Source organism: Marinactinospora endophytica, assembly GCF_054780875.1.
Window position 1 is genome coordinate 415,186 of record NZ_BAAGVM010000003.1, and the last position, 15,868, is coordinate 431,053.

Annotated in this window: 15 protein-coding genes and 3 tRNA genes; 13 read left to right on the forward strand and 5 right to left on the reverse strand. The window is 70.0% G+C overall.

Going from position 1 to position 15,868, the window contains the following annotated elements; all coding sequences use genetic code 11:
• The first annotated feature begins 193 nt into the window (after positions 1-193).
• The gene (locus tag ACYVHU_RS08460; protein ID WP_078762730.1) at positions 194-1,318 is read left to right on the forward strand and encodes a branched-chain amino acid aminotransferase; all 1,125 of its coding nucleotides are present in this window, start codon (positions 194-196) and stop codon (positions 1,316-1,318) included.
• A 255-nt stretch (positions 1,319-1,573) separates the two neighbouring features.
• Positions 1,574-3,157, forward strand: a complete 1,584-nt coding sequence (gene cimA / locus ACYVHU_RS08465; protein ID WP_078762731.1) for a citramalate synthase — start codon at positions 1,574-1,576, stop codon at positions 3,155-3,157.
• Between the two features lie 44 nt (positions 3,158-3,201).
• Here cimA and ACYVHU_RS08470 read toward each other — a convergent pair whose 3' ends face one another.
• The 3 genes from ACYVHU_RS08470 to ACYVHU_RS08480 all read right to left on the reverse strand — a co-directional run bounded on the left by ACYVHU_RS08470 (position 3,202) and on the right by ACYVHU_RS08480 (position 6,394).
• Positions 3,202-3,975, reverse strand: a complete 774-nt coding sequence (locus ACYVHU_RS08470; RefSeq protein WP_235001065.1) for a DUF3152 domain-containing protein — start codon at positions 3,973-3,975, stop codon at positions 3,202-3,204.
• 140 nt (positions 3,976-4,115) lie between these two features.
• The gene (locus ACYVHU_RS08475; protein WP_078762732.1) at positions 4,116-4,478 is read right to left on the reverse strand and encodes an antibiotic biosynthesis monooxygenase family protein; all 363 of its coding nucleotides are present in this window, start codon (positions 4,476-4,478) and stop codon (positions 4,116-4,118) included.
• A gap of 149 nt (positions 4,479-4,627) precedes the next feature.
• Positions 4,628-6,394, reverse strand: coding sequence for a glycoside hydrolase family 6 protein (locus ACYVHU_RS08480; RefSeq protein WP_432938853.1), 1,767 nt, complete (start codon positions 6,392-6,394; stop codon positions 4,628-4,630).
• A gap of 535 nt (positions 6,395-6,929) precedes the next feature.
• Between ACYVHU_RS08480 and ACYVHU_RS08485 the strand changes: the two genes are divergently transcribed.
• From ACYVHU_RS08485 to ACYVHU_RS08505, 5 genes are all read left to right on the forward strand, one after another.
• A complete protein-coding gene (locus tag ACYVHU_RS08485; protein WP_078762734.1) occupies positions 6,930-7,736 on the forward strand; it encodes a fumarylacetoacetate hydrolase family protein in 807 nt (268 codons plus the stop codon).
• Positions 7,737-7,748: 12 nt separating this feature from the next.
• The gene (gene gltX, locus ACYVHU_RS08490) at positions 7,749-9,194 is read left to right on the forward strand and encodes a glutamate--tRNA ligase (RefSeq protein ID WP_498948041.1); all 1,446 of its coding nucleotides are present in this window, start codon (positions 7,749-7,751) and stop codon (positions 9,192-9,194) included.
• Positions 9,195-9,339: 145 nt separating this feature from the next.
• A tRNA-Gln gene (locus tag ACYVHU_RS08495) sits at positions 9,340-9,411 on the forward strand.
• 65 nt (positions 9,412-9,476) lie between these two features.
• A tRNA-Glu gene (locus ACYVHU_RS08500) sits at positions 9,477-9,552 on the forward strand.
• Positions 9,553-9,666: 114 nt separating this feature from the next.
• Positions 9,667-9,742: transfer RNA gene (locus tag ACYVHU_RS08505), tRNA-Glu, on the forward strand.
• Between the two features lie 68 nt (positions 9,743-9,810).
• Here ACYVHU_RS08505 and ACYVHU_RS08510 read toward each other — a convergent pair.
• Positions 9,811-10,452, reverse strand: coding sequence for a MerR family transcriptional regulator (locus tag ACYVHU_RS08510; RefSeq protein ID WP_078762736.1), 642 nt, complete (start codon positions 10,450-10,452; stop codon positions 9,811-9,813).
• 118 nt (positions 10,453-10,570) lie between these two features.
• On the opposite strand from ACYVHU_RS08510, the gene ACYVHU_RS08515 reads away from it, so the two are divergent.
• The gene (locus ACYVHU_RS08515) at positions 10,571-11,068 is read left to right on the forward strand and encodes a DUF4188 domain-containing protein (RefSeq protein WP_498948043.1); all 498 of its coding nucleotides are present in this window, start codon (positions 10,571-10,573) and stop codon (positions 11,066-11,068) included.
• A 134-nt stretch (positions 11,069-11,202) separates the two neighbouring features.
• Positions 11,203-12,315 (forward strand): PQQ-dependent sugar dehydrogenase, encoded by a 1,113-nt coding sequence (locus ACYVHU_RS08520; RefSeq protein WP_078762738.1) that lies wholly within the window; start codon positions 11,203-11,205, stop codon positions 12,313-12,315.
• A gap of 12 nt (positions 12,316-12,327) precedes the next feature.
• Here ACYVHU_RS08520 and ACYVHU_RS08525 read toward each other — a convergent pair whose 3' ends face one another.
• A complete protein-coding gene (locus ACYVHU_RS08525) occupies positions 12,328-13,014 on the reverse strand; it encodes an IclR family transcriptional regulator (RefSeq protein WP_078762838.1) in 687 nt (228 codons plus the stop codon).
• Positions 13,015-13,203: 189 nt separating this feature from the next.
• Between ACYVHU_RS08525 and leuC the strand changes: the two genes are divergently transcribed.
• The 4 genes from leuC (at position 13,204) to ACYVHU_RS08545 (ending at position 15,808) form a co-directional block, all read left to right on the forward strand.
• A complete protein-coding gene (gene leuC, locus ACYVHU_RS08530; protein ID WP_078762739.1) occupies positions 13,204-14,601 on the forward strand; it encodes a 3-isopropylmalate dehydratase large subunit in 1,398 nt (465 codons plus the stop codon).
• A gap of 29 nt (positions 14,602-14,630) precedes the next feature.
• Complete coding sequence (gene leuD / locus ACYVHU_RS08535) at positions 14,631-15,221, forward strand: 3-isopropylmalate dehydratase small subunit (protein ID WP_078762740.1); 591 nt, start codon at positions 14,631-14,633, stop codon at positions 15,219-15,221.
• On the forward strand, positions 15,200-15,448 hold the full coding sequence (locus ACYVHU_RS08540; protein ID WP_490722751.1) for an SCO5555 family protein: 249 nt from the start codon (positions 15,200-15,202) through the stop codon (positions 15,446-15,448). Before leuD ends, ACYVHU_RS08540 begins: the two co-directional genes overlap by 22 nt.
• A gap of 78 nt (positions 15,449-15,526) precedes the next feature.
• Positions 15,527-15,808 carry an HU family DNA-binding protein gene (locus ACYVHU_RS08545; RefSeq protein ID WP_078762741.1) on the forward strand — a complete coding sequence of 94 codons (282 nt, stop codon included), beginning with the start codon at positions 15,527-15,529 and terminating at the stop codon, positions 15,806-15,808.
• Positions 15,809-15,868 lie beyond the last annotated feature (60 nt).

Sequence of the window (15,868 nt, forward strand, 5' to 3'; positions counted from 1 at the left end):
CGGCCGAGGCCACAAGCGGTATCCGGTGACGGGCGCGCCTGAGGGCGCGCCCGTCGTCGTTTCCCGGACCGCCGTCTCGGTGTGAGCGGATCGCCCGATTCGCTCGCTATGGCCCGTACACATCGTTTCCGCCAGACTGGAGTGCGGACCGGCAGCGTTGCCGGCCCGTTGTACCCGAGAGGACCACGCACACATGAACACCAGCACCACCACAAGCGGGTTGACGTTCGACATCCGGCTCTCGTCCCAGCGGAAGACCCCGCAGGAACGGGCGGCCCTGCTGGAGAACCCCGGGTTCGGCAACGTGTTCACCGACCACATGGTCACGATCCGCTACAGCGACGAGAAGGGGTGGTACGACGCCCGACTCGAGCCCTACGGTCCGATCCCGCTCGACCCGGCCACCGCGGCGCTGCACTACGCCCAGGAGATCTTCGAAGGGCTCAAGGCCTACCGCCACCCGGACGGCACCATCGCCTCCTTCCGCCCCGAGGCCAACGCCGAACGCCTCAACCGCAGCGCCCGGCGTATGGCGATGCCCGAGCTTCCCGAGGACCTGTTCCTCGGCGCGATCGAGACGCTGCTCGCCCACGACGGCGACTGGGTGCCGACCAAGGAGGACAACAGCCTCTACCTGCGCCCGTTCATGTTCGCCACCGACGTCGGCCTGGGGGTCAACCACCCCTCGACCTCCTACCTGTTCGTCCTCATCGCCTCCCCGTCGGGCTCCTACTTCTCCGGCGGGATCAAGCCGGTCACGGTCTGGCTGAGCGAGGACTACACCCGTGCCGCGCCGGGCGGTACCGGCGAGGCCAAGTTCGCCGGCAACTACGCCGCGAGCTTCCTGGCCCAGGCCCAGGCGGTCGAGAAGGGGTGTGACCAGGTCGTCTGGCTCGACGCGGTGGAGCACCGATGGGTCGAGGAGATGGGGGGCATGAACCTGTTCTTCGTCTTCGGCTCGGGCGAGCAGGCCCGGATCCTCACGCCCGCGCTCACCGGCACGCTGCTGCCGGGGATCACCCGCGACTCGCTGCTCAGGCTCGCGCCCGAGCTCGGCATCCCCGCCGAGGAGGGACGTATCTCCACCGACGAATGGCGCGCGGCGGCGCTCAGCGGCGAGCTCACCGAGGTGTTCGCCTGTGGCACCGCGGCCGTCATCACCCCCGTCGCGCACGTCAAGAGCGCCGATGGGGACTTCCAGGTCGGTGACGGCAAGCCGGGGCCGGTCACCCTGCGGCTGCGCGAGGAGCTGGTCGGCCTCCAGTACGGCCTGCGCCCCGACAGCCATGGCTGGGTCCGCCGCTTCGGAGCGGTCTGACGCCGCGGCGGTGGGGCCGGCCGGCCCCACCGCCTGTCTCAGCATGTGGGAAATCGAGACCGAATCGCGGATCCCCTCGGCGTCGTGCGAGGTGGATGTGGCAGACTGGTCCCCATGTCGTCTCGGGCGATCATTATCGTGAGGCGCGTCGGCTGATCACGGACCCCGCCGGCGCGCCGACCTCTCGTGTCCACGAGGGGTCTTTTTTGTTGGGCCGGCGGCCCGAACCAACATCCACCCCCGGGAGTTCCACCCATGCTGGACGACGGTTTCCACGTATTCGACACGACCCTGCGCGACGGTGCGCAACGAGAGGGAATCAACCTCACCGTCGCCGACAAACTGGCGATCGCGCGGCTGCTCGACGAGTTCGGCGTGGGCTTCATCGAGGGCGGCTGGCCCGGCGCCAACCCCAAGGACACCGAGTTCTTCCAACGGGCGCGCGACGAGCTGGAACTGAGGCACGCACGCCTCACCGCCTTCGGCTCCACCCGGCGGGCGGGGGTCCGCGCCGCCGAGGACCCGCAGGTCGCCGCCCTGCGCGACTGCGGCGCCCCGGTGGTCACACTCGTCGCCAAGAGCGACAGCCGCCACGTCGAACTGGCCCTGCGCACCACGCCCGACGAGAACCTGGAGATGATCGCCGACACCGTCTCCCACCTACGCGAGAACGGCCAGCGGGTCTTTCTCGACTGCGAACACTTCTTCGACGGCTACCGGCACGACCCCGACTACGCGCTGGAGGTCGTGCGCACGGCGACGGCGGCGGGCGCCGACGTCGTCGTGCTGTGCGACACCAACGGGGGCATGCTCCCCGCCGACATCACCCGTGTCGTCACCGAGGTGCGCGAGGCGACCGACGCCCGCTTGGGGATCCACGCCCAGGACGACACCGGCTGTGCGGTCGCCAACACCCTCGCCGCCGTCGACGCCGGCGCCACCCACGTCCAGTGCACGGCCAACGGGTACGGGGAGCGGGTCGGCAACGCCGACCTGTTCTCGGTCACGGCGGCTCTCGTCCTCAAACGCGGACGCGACCTCCTGCCCGAGGGCAGCCTGCGCGAGATGACCCGCGTCTCCCAGGCGATCGCCGAGATCGTCAACATCGCCCCGGCCACCCACCAGCCCTACGTCGGGATCTCGGCCTTCGCGCACAAGGCGGGGCTGCACGCCTCCGCGATCAAGGTCGATCCCGACCTCTACCAGCACACCGACCCCGCCCTGGTCGGCAACGACATGCGGATGCTCGTCTCGGACATGGCGGGGCGGGCCTCCATCGAGCTCAAGGCCAAGGAACTCGGGGTCGACCTGGGCGGCGACCGGGGCCTGCTCGGCCGTGTCGCCGACCGGGTCAAGGCGATGGAGCTGAACGGCTACAGCTTCGAGGCGGCCGACGCCTCCCTGGAGCTGTTGCTCCGTGAGGAGCTGGGCGAACCGGTCCGCTTCTTCGAGGTCGAGTCGTGGCGCACCATCGCCGAACACCGCGCCGATGGCATCGCCGTCACCGAGGCGACCGTGAAGCTGCACGTCAAGGGTGAGCGGGTGATCGCCACCGCCGAGGGCAACGGTCCGGTCAACGCGCTGGACCGGGCGCTGCGCTCGGCCATGGAGGACGTCTACCCCGCGCTGGCCGAGGTGGAGCTGTCCGACTACAAGGTCCGCATCCTGGAGGGCACCTCGGGAACCGACGCGATCACCCGCGTCCTCATCGGCTCCACCGACGGCCGCGGCGGGTGGACCACGGTGGGTGTCGGTGAGAACGTCATCCAGGCGTCGTGGACGGCCCTGGAACAGGCGATCACCTACGGTCTGCTGCGTCAGGGATACGCGCAAGGGTGACCGAGCGCCCCGGGCGAGGCGCGGGTCGTCGCCTTCCCGGGGCCTCAGTCGGGGTGCACCCAACCGTTGCGCTCGCACCCCTGGAGGCCGAACGTCTGCTGCTGCATGACCGGTGCCGGGGCGCCGGGCTCGGTGCAGAAGACGTGTCCGTGCCCCAGGGCGTGGCCGACCTCGTGGTTGACGACGTAGACGCGGTAGGTCTCCAGGTCCCCCTCGAAGTGCCCGACGCCGCTGACCCACCGGTTCTGGTTGATGATCGCCCGACCGCCCTGGGTGCAGGAGACCTCGCCGTTGGTCTGCAGGGGCGCGCACAGGGCGTCGACGGTGTCGGGGGCGGCCAGGGTGACACGGAAGTCGACGTCACCCTCGTCCACCCGCTGAAAGGACATGTCGCCGTCGCCGCCCCAGCCGCGCGGATCGGCCAGGATCGCGTCGACCGCGGCCGCGAAGTCCTCGGCGGAACCGGGCAGGCCGGCCTCGACCTCGACGAGGTAGCGCTTGACCGGCCCCTCACCGGAGGGCTCCCCGCCGCCGGGAACGACCTCCAGGTCACCGCTGCCGTCGGTGACCTCCTCGACCACCGAACGCAACAGCAACGGGGTCGGTGACGGGCTCGGGGAGGACTCGGGGGCGCGTTGGAGATCGAGTGAGGGAGGGGCGGGCTGGGCGGCCTCGGGCCGTGGCTGCGGGGTGAGCACACCGGTGGCCAGGACCGCGCACCCCACGGTGACCAGGGACAGTCCTACCAACAGCCCCACGGGCGGGCGGCGGCGTCTGCGGTGCAGGGGGCGCCGCCTGCGGGTGGTGTCCGTTCCGATCGTGGGCACGCGAGGACCTTCCTAGAACCCGGGGTCCCCCTCAGGATCGCAGATCACGAGAGTCCGTACACGCTTTTCGGGCTCCCCGTGGCGGCGGGTCCGCACGGTCCGCAACATGTGCCGCGGACCCGCCGCCCACCTTACTCCGCGGCCTTGACCTGCTGGACGACCTCGAAGCCCCACAACTCGCTGCCGGTGGCGGCGGGGCCTCCCTGGCCGTGCCCATGGCCGTGTCCGTGTCCCGAACGCCCCGCGTCCTCGGCGGCCTGGGCGTGCCCCGCGCGAAAGGCGGTGCTGTTCACCCAGTTCTGGAAGTCCTCTTCGGAGCGCCAACGGGTGTAGACGAGGTAGCGGTCGGTGCCCTCGACCGGCCGGAGGAGCTGGAACTCCTCGAATCCCGGCTGGTTCTCGACCAGTCCGGCGCGCTTGGCGAACCGCTCCTCCAGGGTCGCCCCCGCCCCTTCGGGGACGGTCAGGACATTGAACTTCACCACACTGGGCACGTCGCCCTCCTCTCACTCACCTCGATCCCGAGGATAGGACCCCGGTTCGCGGAGGCGGGGCACCCCCGGTCCCGAGGCGACGCGGGGCGGACAAGGGGCGGCGCCCGTCCGCCGGGAGAGGACGGACGGGCGCCGGGGTGCGGCGAGGGTTACTCGACCGGCGGGTAGGCGTTGGCCAGGAGCTGCTGGAACTGCGCGGAGAACCAGTGGCCGGAGATCGGGGCGTCGGGCAGGGCCCCCGAGGGGTTGTAGTTGTTGCGCGCGTTGCCCTGGTAGGTCGGGTCGCACATCCGGTCGAAGCCCTTGCCCTCAGGGTTGGGGATGTACTCGCTGGCGCCGTCGGACTCGCCCGGGGGCTTCATCCAGACGTAGGCGTCGATGCCGGGCTCGGGAGCCGCGGTCGGGCGCTCGCCCAGGCCGGCGCCGGCCTGGTTGCACCAGTTACCCAGGTGGATGCGGCGGTCGTAGCGGCCACCGTCGATGAAGGCGTTGATGTCGGTGCGCGGGCCGGGGCCGGTGGGCCGGTCCGGGCCGCCCCAACCGTTGCGGGAGGTGTCGATCAGCATGCCGATGCCGGGGTCGAAGCCGGTCGAGATCAGCTCCTGGCGCAGGGCCTGGGCGAAGGACAGCTCATCGACGTAGTTGTTCCAGTCGATCCAGCGCGACTGGCGGGCCATCTGGCCGTTGACCGAGTCGCTGATGGAGAAGTGGTCCTCCTTCAACGCGGAGTAGTTGGCGGTGTTGGCGATGAAGCCGTGCACGTCGTCGGGGGTGGCGCCGCTGGCGTTGGCCGCCTGGTAGAAGATGTCGGCGGAGGCGCCGAAGTTGTCGGGCCAGCCGATCCAGCCGTGGTGGCCGGCGTCAACGTAGTTGTAGACGTTGGGGATGTCGCCCAGGGTGGCCAGGGCGTAGCCGACGCCGTTGACGTAGTTGCCGTTGGCCAGCATCTCGTTGCACTGGGGGGTGGCGGTGGGCCGGTTGCCGACGTTGGTGACCAGGTTGGGCAGCGAGTCGATCTCGACCGTGGTCACGATCCGCAGGTCGGCGTAGGCCGGGTCGCTGAGGATCTCGGCGATCGGGTCGATGTACTCGTTCTTGTAACGGTCGATCTCGTCGGGGCCGAGCTCGCCGTTGGAGGCCAGCGCGGCGCAGTCACGGCCGGGCAGGTTGTAGATGACCAGCTGGACGACCATCGGGGTGTCGCCGGACTGCTGCTCCAGGGCCTCGTCGAGGTGGTCGCGCAGTCCCATGTTGCCGGTCGTCGGGCTGTCGTTGCCCTCGATGGCGCCGATGCGGTCCAGCCAGACACCGGTGGGCTGGTCGGCGACCGCGTCACCACCGGGCTCCGCGGCGGCCTTCTCCGACCAGACCGGGTTGACATAGACGTCGGCCCCGACGTAGGGGTTGTCCACGCGCTCGCCCGGGTTGCCGGGGTTGCCGGGCTCCTCCGGCTCCTCGGGCTCCTCGGGCTCCTCCGGCTCCTCGCCGGTCTCGCCGTCGCAGACGACGCCGTTGAGCGTGAAGGAGTCGGGAGCGTCGCCCGAACCGTTGGCGTTGAAGCCGAACGAGATGCTTCCGCCGGTGTTGATGGCCGCGTTGTAGGAGGCGTCCTCAGCGGTGACGCTCGCGCCCGACTGGGTGTAGGACGCGCTCCACATGCTCGTGACCTGCTGGTTGCCGGGGAAGTCCCATTCCAGCGTCCAGCCGTTGATCGGGTCGCCCAGGTTGGTGACCGTCACGTTGGCGGTGAAGCCCGACCCCCAGCTGTTGACCTGGTAGTCGACCTCACAGCCGGCCGCGGCGGAGGCGGGCGAGGCCAGGGCGATCATGCCGGCGCCCATGGCGGTTGCGGACACGGCCGCCAGGCCGCGTCTCGTCCGCGAACGTCGGTTCGCAGACGGGGGGATGTTTCCCATATCGGGACCTTCCTTGCCTGAAAAGGGAGAGGGAGAAGGAGACGATCGGGGTCCGGCGCGGGGTCGCGCGCGGGGAGAGTGCGGCTGTGCTGGGGGGCGCGGCGCGGGCGGCGGGGCTCGGGGGTGACGGGGCACGGTGACCTCCGAGGGCGGTCCGGGGGCAGGCGGGCCGGTCATGCGGGCCGGTCATGCGGGGAACGTCGCTGGGAGCGCTCCCAAACTCGGGTCGGTCGTTCGGGGGATGGAAACGGCGGACAGGAGTGTGACACGTTCCGCAAGAGCTTGTGACCAAGCTCACGGGAGCGCTCCCAAAGAGGGTAACCTCCGGGCGATCCGTTGTAAACAATCTGTTAACTGGGGATATGCGCCGTCACACACCGCGGGTCGTCGCGACGGACGGTCGCCGAAGGGGCGCGTACGGTCGCCGGAGGCCGCGACGAAGGCGCGATCCGGGGCGAACGCGCACGGCAAGGAGCGGGACGCGGCTCGGTAGCCTGTCCGAGGTAAGACGGACGTGAAAAGCAGAGGTAGGCCCGTGCGCATCGCGAGATTCTCCACCCTCGACGACCAGTCCGAGGTCGCCTTCGGCCTTGTCGACATCGACGCCGAAGGCCAGCGGTTCGTCTCTCGGATCGTGGGGCACCCGCTGCTCGGCCCGATCAAGCTCGCCGGCGACCCGATGAAACTGGAGGACGTCCGGCTGCTCTCGCCGATCCTGCCGAGCAAGGTGGTGTGCATCGGCAAGAACTACGCCGATCACGTCGCCGAGATGAAGGACATCACCGGCGAGTCCACCGAGGAGCCCGTCGTGTTCCTCAAGCCCTCGACGGCGGTCACCGGCCCGGGCGATCCGGTGTTCCACCCGGCCATCTCCGAACGGGTGGACTACGAGGGCGAACTCGCCATCGTCATCGGACGGCTGTGCCGCGAGGTCCCGCCGGAACGGGCCAAGGACGTCATCTTCGGCTACACCTGCGCCAACGACGTCACAGCCCGCGACCTGCAGAAGAAGGACAAGCAGTGGACGCGGGGCAAGGGCTTCGACTCCTTCTGCCCGCTGGGCCCCTGGATCGAGACCGGCCTGAGCCTGGAGGAGGCCGCCGACCTGCGCGTCACGACCACGGTGGACGGAGAGGTGCGCCAGGACGGCCGGACCTCGGATTTCATCCACGGCATCCCCGAGCTGATCTCCTACGTCAGCTCGTTCATGACGTTGGTGCCCGGCGACGTCATCCTCACCGGGACCCCCGCGGGCGTGGGCCCTGTTCAGGTCGGGCAGCAGATGACCGTCTCCATCGAAAGAATCGGCGAACTGACCAACCGGGTCGTCACCCGGGACTAAGGACGAGGACGAGTGACTGACAGCAAAACCGTGCGGGTGCGCTTCGCGCCGTCACCCACCGGGATGTTCCACGTCGGCGGCGCGCGTTCCGCGCTGTTCAACTGGGCGCTGGCGCGCCAGCAGCCGGGTGGCAGGTTCGTGCTGCGCATCGAGGACACCGACGCCGCGCGCAACAAGCCCGAGTGGACCGAGGGCATCATCCGGGCCCTGGCCTGGTTGGGGATCCGCGAGGGCGACGAGCACTTCGAGGGGCCCTACTTCCAGTCGGCCTACGCCGACAAGCACCGCGAGACCGCGCGGCGGCTCTACGAGGAGGGGCGGGCCTACTACTGCGATTGCACCCGTGAGCAGGTGCAGCAGCGGCGTGGCAACGAGCACCTCGGTTATGACGGGTTCTGCCGGGATCGCGGCCTGGAGCCGGGGCCGGGGCGGGCGTTGCGTTTCCGGGTGCCCGAGGGCGGGCCGACCGTGGTCGACGACCGGGTTCGCGGCCGGGTGGAGTTCGAGCACAGCGCGATCGAGGACTTCGTGATCGCCCGGGCCGACGGTTCGCCGTTGTTCGTCCTGGCGAACGTCGTCGACGACATCGAGATGGGGATCAACGAGGTCGTCCGGGGTGAGGAGCACCTGTCCAACACCCCCAAGCAGCAGCTGCTGTGGGAGGCGCTGGGCCACACCCCGCCGGTGTGGGCGCATCTGCCGGTCATCGTCAACGAGAAGCGGCAGAAGCTGTCCAAGCGCCGGGACAAGGTGGCCCTGGAGTCCTACCAGGAGGAGGGCTACCTCCCCGAGGCCATGGTCAACTACCTGATGCTGCTGGGCTGGTCGCCCGGCGGTGATCGGGAGATCATGCCGTGGTCGGAGATGGAGCCGCTGTTCGACGTCTCCAAGGTCAACAGCTCCAGCGCCTTCTTCGACGAGAAGAAGCTGCGCGCCTTCAACGGCGAGTACATCCGCGCCCTGGACGTCAAGGAGTTCATCGAGCGCTGCCGCCCCTGGCTGGAGCCCGATGTCGCGCCGTGGCCGGCCGAGGGGTACGACGAGGTGGTCTTCGAGCGGGTCGCGCCGCTGGCCCAGAGCCGGATCGCGGTGCTCTCCGAGATCATCCCCAACGTGGACTTCCTGTTCCTGGACCAGCCGGTGGAGGACCCGCAGAGCTGGAACAAGGCGATGAAGCCGGGTGTCGGCCGGGAGATGGTGACCGCGGCCCTGACCCGCTACGACGATCCGGATCTGCCCTGGCGGGCCGCGGAGCTGAAGGCCGCGCTGGAGGAGGCCGGCGCCGAGCACGGTCTGAAGCTGGGCAAGGCGCAGGCGCCGGTACGTGTGGCGGTGACCGGACGCACCGTCGGCCTGCCGCTGTTCGAGTCGCTGGAATTGCTCGGCCGCGAGCGGACGCTCCAGCGGTTGCGGGCCGCGTTGGCCAAGCTCGACGCCACCCAGGACGCCGAGGCCTGACCGTCCGCCCCCGCCACGGGCACGTTCGTGGCGGGGGCCACCCGGGGGCGGTCCCATTCGGTTCGCGAGCACTCCGGATCTCCGCTAAAGTAATTCCTGCGCCGAGGGGAGCAGGGCCCGAAAGGGAAACCTCCCCGAAAAGCACTGGGGTATGGTGTAATCGGCAGCACGACTGATTCTGGTTCAGTTAGTCTAGGTTCGAGTCCTGGTACCCCAGCGAGTGGAATCCCTCGGGAGACCACCCGGACTGTCCGACAGTCCGTCCGCGTCACGCGGTCCAAGGCCCCCGTCGTCTAGCGGCCTAGGACGCCGCCCTCTCAAGGCGGTAACGCCGGTTCAAATCCGGTCGGGGGTACCAACAGGGAACTGCTCCCAGCACATGGGAGCTTTTTTCTGGGATCGGTCCAGATGGACCGGTCCGAGCGGGAGGACGCTCGCCGGATTCCGGTAGGCTGAGTCCCGGAGCGAATAGGCCCCCGTCGTCTAGCGGCCTAGGACGCCGCCCTCTCAAGGCGGTAACGCCGGTTCAAATCCGGTCGGGGGTACCAGCAGGAGCCCCCACCCGTGAGGGTGGGGGCTCCTTGTCGTCAGAGCGCCTACGTTGTGGCGGGCCGCTTCAGCACCCCGGGGCGCCGGTTCCGAACCTGCCGGCCGAGATGTCCTCCTGGGCCATCCGGTGCAGTGCCGTGAACGTCTGTTCCATCAGCACGGTGATGGCGATGGCCCGTTCCACGATCTCCTCCCGGGGGGCCGCGGCGTCGAGCAGTTCCAGGTCGCGTTCTGCCGCCTCGTGGGCGAGTTCCGCGTAGCGTGACAGTACCTCCGGGGGGATGGTCAGGCCGAGGCGGTCCAAGGTGGCCAGTGCCCGGACGAGCCGCCCCCGGGCCGGCGATCCGGAGTAGGTCCGCCAGCCCAATCCGCTCAGGAGCCGTTCGGCGGTCTGACGTGCCTGGTCGGCGCTGTCGTCCTCCTCAGCGGGGGCGTCGCTGTCCAGTTGGTACAGCGCGGTGCCGAGCAGGAGGTGGGGACCGATCTGCTCGTCGTCCACGGCGTCCAGCACCCCTCTGATACGGGCGAGGGGCACGTCGCCGACCTCGGCGAGCGCCCGGATGAGGCGGAGCCGCCGCAGGTGCGCGGAGGAGTAGACGGCCTGGGTGGCCGAGGTGGTCTCTCCCCGTGGGAGCAGTCCTTCGCGCAGGTAGTACTTGATCGTCGCCACCGGTACGCCGCTCGCGCGGCTCAGTTCCGAGATCCGCACCGATCCCCCCTTCACATCCGTATTGGATAGTTATACTCTCTAATATTGGAGAGTGGAACTATCCAACCGAACGGTGTCCGGCCGTCCCCAAAGGTCCGGGACGGATGGAGGAGGCGACATGGCCGAGATCGAACACGGACGCATGACCACCGAGGCGAGCGAGGGATTCACCCTGTTCCTCATCGGGATGCGGGTGAACGACTGGCGGCGGGTCCGCGCCTGGTGGTGGGTGACGCGGTCCTTCAACGAGATGCTCGGCGAGCTGCGGGCCGAGCGGGGCCGGGGACTGCTGGCCAGCCGATCCCTCGTCGACGGCCGGGGCGTCACCTCCGTCCAGTACTGGGAGAGCACCGAGAAACTGATGGCCTACGCCCACGACTCCCTGCACAAGGGGGCCTGGCGGGACTTCTACCGGCACGTCGACGACGGGGCGGTGGGAATCTGGCACGAGACCTACCAACTCGGCCGGCAGGAGGCGTCACACGGCCCCGGGCACGAGGCCTTCTACACGCACATGCCCGTCTTCGGCCTGGGAGAGGCGCTGGGGACCCGACCGGTCACCCGGGCGAACCGCTCCGCCGCCGACCGGCTGCGCCGGGCGGGAACGGGTGGCTGAGCGGCTCGGGACGCCGGCCGGCGCGCCGCCGTCCCGTTCCGCCAGGTCGCAGACGACCTCTCGGGCATCCGGGTGATCCGGATGCCCGAACGGGTACGGCTGGGAACGCCACAGCAGCGGGAGCGGGAGGGAACATGGGACAGCGAGCGTGGACGGCCGCCACCGTGGTGGTGGCACTGCTCGTCGCGGGCTGTTCCGACGGGGGAGGGGAGCGGCCGAGGGAGTCCGCGCCGCCCTCGCCCGGTGGAACCGGTTCGCCGGAGCGGCTGATCCCCCCGGGAGAGCCGCGGGACGTCACCACCGGCCTCGGGGTGCCGTGGTCCATCGTCTTCCTGCCCGACGGCGCGGCATTGGTGGCCGAACGCGACTCCGCGCGGGTGCTGCGCGTGGAGCCCGACGGCGCCACCCGAGAGGCCGGCGAGATCGAGGGAGTGCGCCCGCAGGGGGAGGGCGGACTGCTCGGCCTGGCCGTGGCACCGGAGTCCACCGGCGACACCGCCGTCTACGCCTACTTCACCTCGGCGGAGGACAACCGGATCGTGCGCATGCCCTATGACACCGAAGCGGGACTGGGAGAGCCCGAGATCGTCGTATCGGGCATTCCCAGCGCCTCCTTCCACAACGGGGGCCGCATCGCCTTCGGGCCGGACGGGATGCTCTACGCCGGCACCGGCGACGCGGGCCGCGAGGAGCTGGCCCGCGACACCGACTCCCTCGGGGGCAAGGTCCTGCGCATGACCCCCGACGGCGAGCCCGCCGAGGGCAACCCGTTCGGCAACCTCGTGTACAGCTACGGCCATCGCAACGTCCAGGGCCTGGCCTGGGACGAGGAGGGCACCATGTACGCCACCGAGTTCGGCCAGAACACCTACGACGAGGTCAACGTGATCGAACCGGGTGGTGACTACGGCTGGCCCGAGGTCGAGGGGAAGGCCGGCCGGCGGCCCTACGTCGACCCCGTGGTGGAGTGGACCCCCGACGAGGCGTCGCCGAGCGGGGCCGCGGTCGCCGCCGGGTCGCTGTGGGTGGCGGCACTGCGCGGAGAACGGCTGTGGCGGATCCCGTTGCTCGGCGGGGGCGAGGTCGGCGACCCCGAGGCGCTGTTCGTGGGGGAGCGGGGGCGGCTGCGCGCGGTCGCGGCCACCCCCGACGGGGCGGGCGTGTGGGTCTCCACCAGCAACCTCGACGGCCGGGGCGAGCCCGCTCCCGATGACGACCGGATCCTGTCGGTCCCGCTCACCCGGTGAGCGGGACCGGGATCACCCGTAGGCCTCGCTGCTGTGCAGGGCCTCGCTGATCCGCTCGGCGGCGGCGATCACGGCCTGGGCGTGCAGCCGGCCCGGGGAGCGGGTCAGGCGCTCGATCGGTCCCGAGACCGAGACGGCGGCGATCACCCGGCCACCCGGTCCGGAGATCGGGGCCGAGACGGAGGCGACGCCCTGCTCGCGTTCGCCGACGCTCTGCGCCCAACGGCGGCGGCGGACCTGGGTGAGGGTCGCGGCGGTGAAGTGGGCGCCGCGCAGCGCCCGACGGATGCGTTCGGAGTCCTCCCAGGCGATGAGGACCTGTGCGGCCGAGCCGGCGTTCATGGGGAGTTCGCTGCCGACGGGGACGGTGTCGCGCAGGCCGCTGGCCCGCTCGGCGGCGGCCACGCAGACCCGATGCTCGCCCTGGCGGCGGTAGAGCTGGGCGCTTTCGCCGGTGAGGTCCCTGAGCTGGGCCAGGACCGGGGTGGAGACGGCGAGGAGACGGTCCTCGCCGGTGGCGATCGACAGCTCGCCCAAGCGCGGGCCGAGCACGAACCGGCCCTGGCTGTCCCGGGCGACCATGCGGTGGCGTTCCAGCGCGACCGCCAGCCGGTGGGCGGTCGGCCGGGCCAGCCCGGTGATCTGGACGAGCTGGGCGAGGGAGGCGGGGCCCGATTCCAGCGCGTCCAGGACCGACATCGTCTTGTCCAACACACCTACGCCGCTCGATGGGCTAGAGTTGTCCATGGCTTGATATTGCCGTCTCGCTATTTGGAATGCAAGTTCGCTCGCGGCGAGCGGTGGGCGGCGTGGCACGACCTCCCCGCCCGATGACGCGAGGCCAAGAGGACCCCGAGGAAACCGTCGAGACGCGAGGAGGCGTCACACATGGCTCGCACGATGGCCGAGAAGGTCTGGGAGGAGCACGTCGTCCGGCGTGCCGAGGGGGAGCCCGACCTGCTCTACATCGACCTGCACCTCGTCCACGAGGTCACCAGCCCGCAGGCGTTCGAAGGGCTGCGCCTCGCCGGACGTCCCGTGCGCCGTCCCGACCTCACCATCGCCACCGAGGACCACAACGTCCCGACCGAGAACATCCTGCTCCCCATCGCCGACCCGGTCTCGCGCACCCAGATCGAGACGCTGCGCAAGAACGCCTCCGACTTCGGCGTCCGCCTGCACCCCATGGGCGACATCGACCAGGGCATCGTCCACGTGGTCGGTCCCCAGCTCGGCCTGACCCAGCCGGGCATGACGATCGTCTGCGGCGACAGCCACACCAGCACCCACGGCGCGTTCGGCGCGCTGGCCTTCGGCATCGGCACCAGCCAGGTCGAGCACGTCCTGGCCACCCAGACGCTGCCCATGACGCCGTTCAAGACCATGGCGGTCACCGTCAACGGCACGCTCAAGCCCGGGGTCACCTCCAAGGACATCATCCTGGCCGTCATCGCCAAGATCGGCACGGGCGGTGGTCAGGGCTACGTCATCGAATACCGCGGCGAGGCCATCCGGTCGCTGTCGATGGAGGCCCGGATGACGGTCTGCAACATGTCGATCGAGGCGGGCGCGCGCGCCGGCATGATCGCCCCGGACGAGACCACCTTCGACTACATCAAGGGCCGCCCGCACGCGCCCACCGGCGCCGACTGGGACGCCGCGGTCGCCCACTGGAAGAGCCTGCGCAGCGACCCCGACGCCGTCTTCGACGCCGAGGTCGTGCTCGACGCCGATGAGCTGAGCCCGTTCGTCACCTGGGGCACCAACCCCGGCCAGGGCGTTCCACTGGACGCCGCGGTGCCGGCCCCCGAGGACTTCGCCGACCCCAACGAGCGCGCCGCGGCGGAGAAGGCGCTGGCCTACATGGGGCTGGAGGCCGGCACGCCGATGCGCGACGTCCGGATCGACACGGTCTTCCTCGGCTCGTGCACCAACGGCCGCATCGAGGACCTGCGCGCCGCGGCCGAGATCATCAAGGGCCGCAAGGTGGCCGAGGGGGTGCGGATGCTCGTCGTCCCCGGTTCGATGCGGGTCAAGGAGCAGGCGGCCCAGGAGGGCCTGGCCGAGGTGTTCACCGCGGCGGGAGCCGAGTGGCGCGAGGCCGGCTGCTCGATGTGCCTGGGCATGAACCCCGACCAGCTCAAGCCGGGCGAGCGCAGCGCCTCGACCTCCAACCGCAACTTCGAGGGCCGGCAGGGCAAGGGAGGCCGCACCCACCTGGTGTCACCGTTGGTCGCCGCCGCCACCGCGGTCCGCGGCACCCTGTCCTCCCCCGCCGACCTGTAGCCAGCCACGTATCCGAGAGGATCGCCGACATGGAGAAGTTCACCGTCCACACGGGCCGCGCCGTGCCGCTGCGCTACAGCAACGTGGACACCGACCAGATCATCCCCGCCGTCTACCTCAAGCGGGTCAGCCGGAGCGGTTTCGAGGACGGGCTCTTCGCCGCCTGGCGGGCCAACGACCCCGACTTCGTGCTGAACCGTCCCGAGTACGCCGGGGGGACCGTGCTCATCGCCGGCCCCGACTTCGGTACCGGATCCTCGCGCGAGCACGCGGTCTGGGCGCTCCAGGACTACGGTTTCAAGGCCGTGCTGGCCTCCCGATTCGCCGACATCTTCCGTGGCAACTCCCTCAAGGGCGGCCTGCTGACGGTGATCCTGCCGCAGGAGGTCATCGAGCGGCTGTGGGCGGCGGTCGAGGCCGACCCGGCCACGGAGGTCACGGTCGACCTGGTGGCGCGCGAGGTGCGGGCCCCCGGCGTGACCGAGCCGTTCGAACTGGACGACTACACCCGCTGGCGGCTGATGGAGGGGCTCGACGACATCGGTCTCACGCTGCGCCACACCGACGAGATCGCGGCGTTCGAGGAGCGGCGCAAGCCGTGGCTCCCGGTCACCCAGTAGGGGCGGACCGCCCTGAGGAACCGGAATTTTACCTGGATTTGGCGCGGCGGCTGCGGGAGGCGCACCGCCGCGCCAATTCTCTTCCGGAGGGCGTCCGTATTGCGACTATTCGTAAGCTTTTGACGGTCACGGAAGCGGTCAAAAGAGATCCTCTTCGGGCGTCCGAACGCCTCGACAAGATGCTTCGAGATCTCCCGTCGCAGGTGGAAGACCCCCCGACACGCTGATTTCCCGGGCGTTTGTATTTGTGTCCGGGTGCCGGTGTCCCCTAATTTCGAGCGAGCAAGGGGGAACCGGAGGAACCAATGAACAAGCGTGAACTGATTGACGCGATCTCCGACCGGTTGGGGGACAAGAAGACCGCCACCGAAGCAGTCAACGTCATCTTGGAGACCATCCAGCAGACCGTCGCCAAGGGCGACAAGGTGGCCATCACCGGATTCGGGGTCTTCGAGAAATCCGAGCGCGCCGCTCGCACGGCCCGTAACCCCGCCACCGGGGCGGCCATCGACGTACCGGCCAGCTTCGTGCCGAAATTCCGTCCCGGCGCAGACTTCAAGGCCCTGGTGAACGAGGGGAAGAAATAACGCTCTGAGAACCGTGTGACGGCCGCCCGGGTCCCTGGGGACCCGGGCGGCCCTACGTCT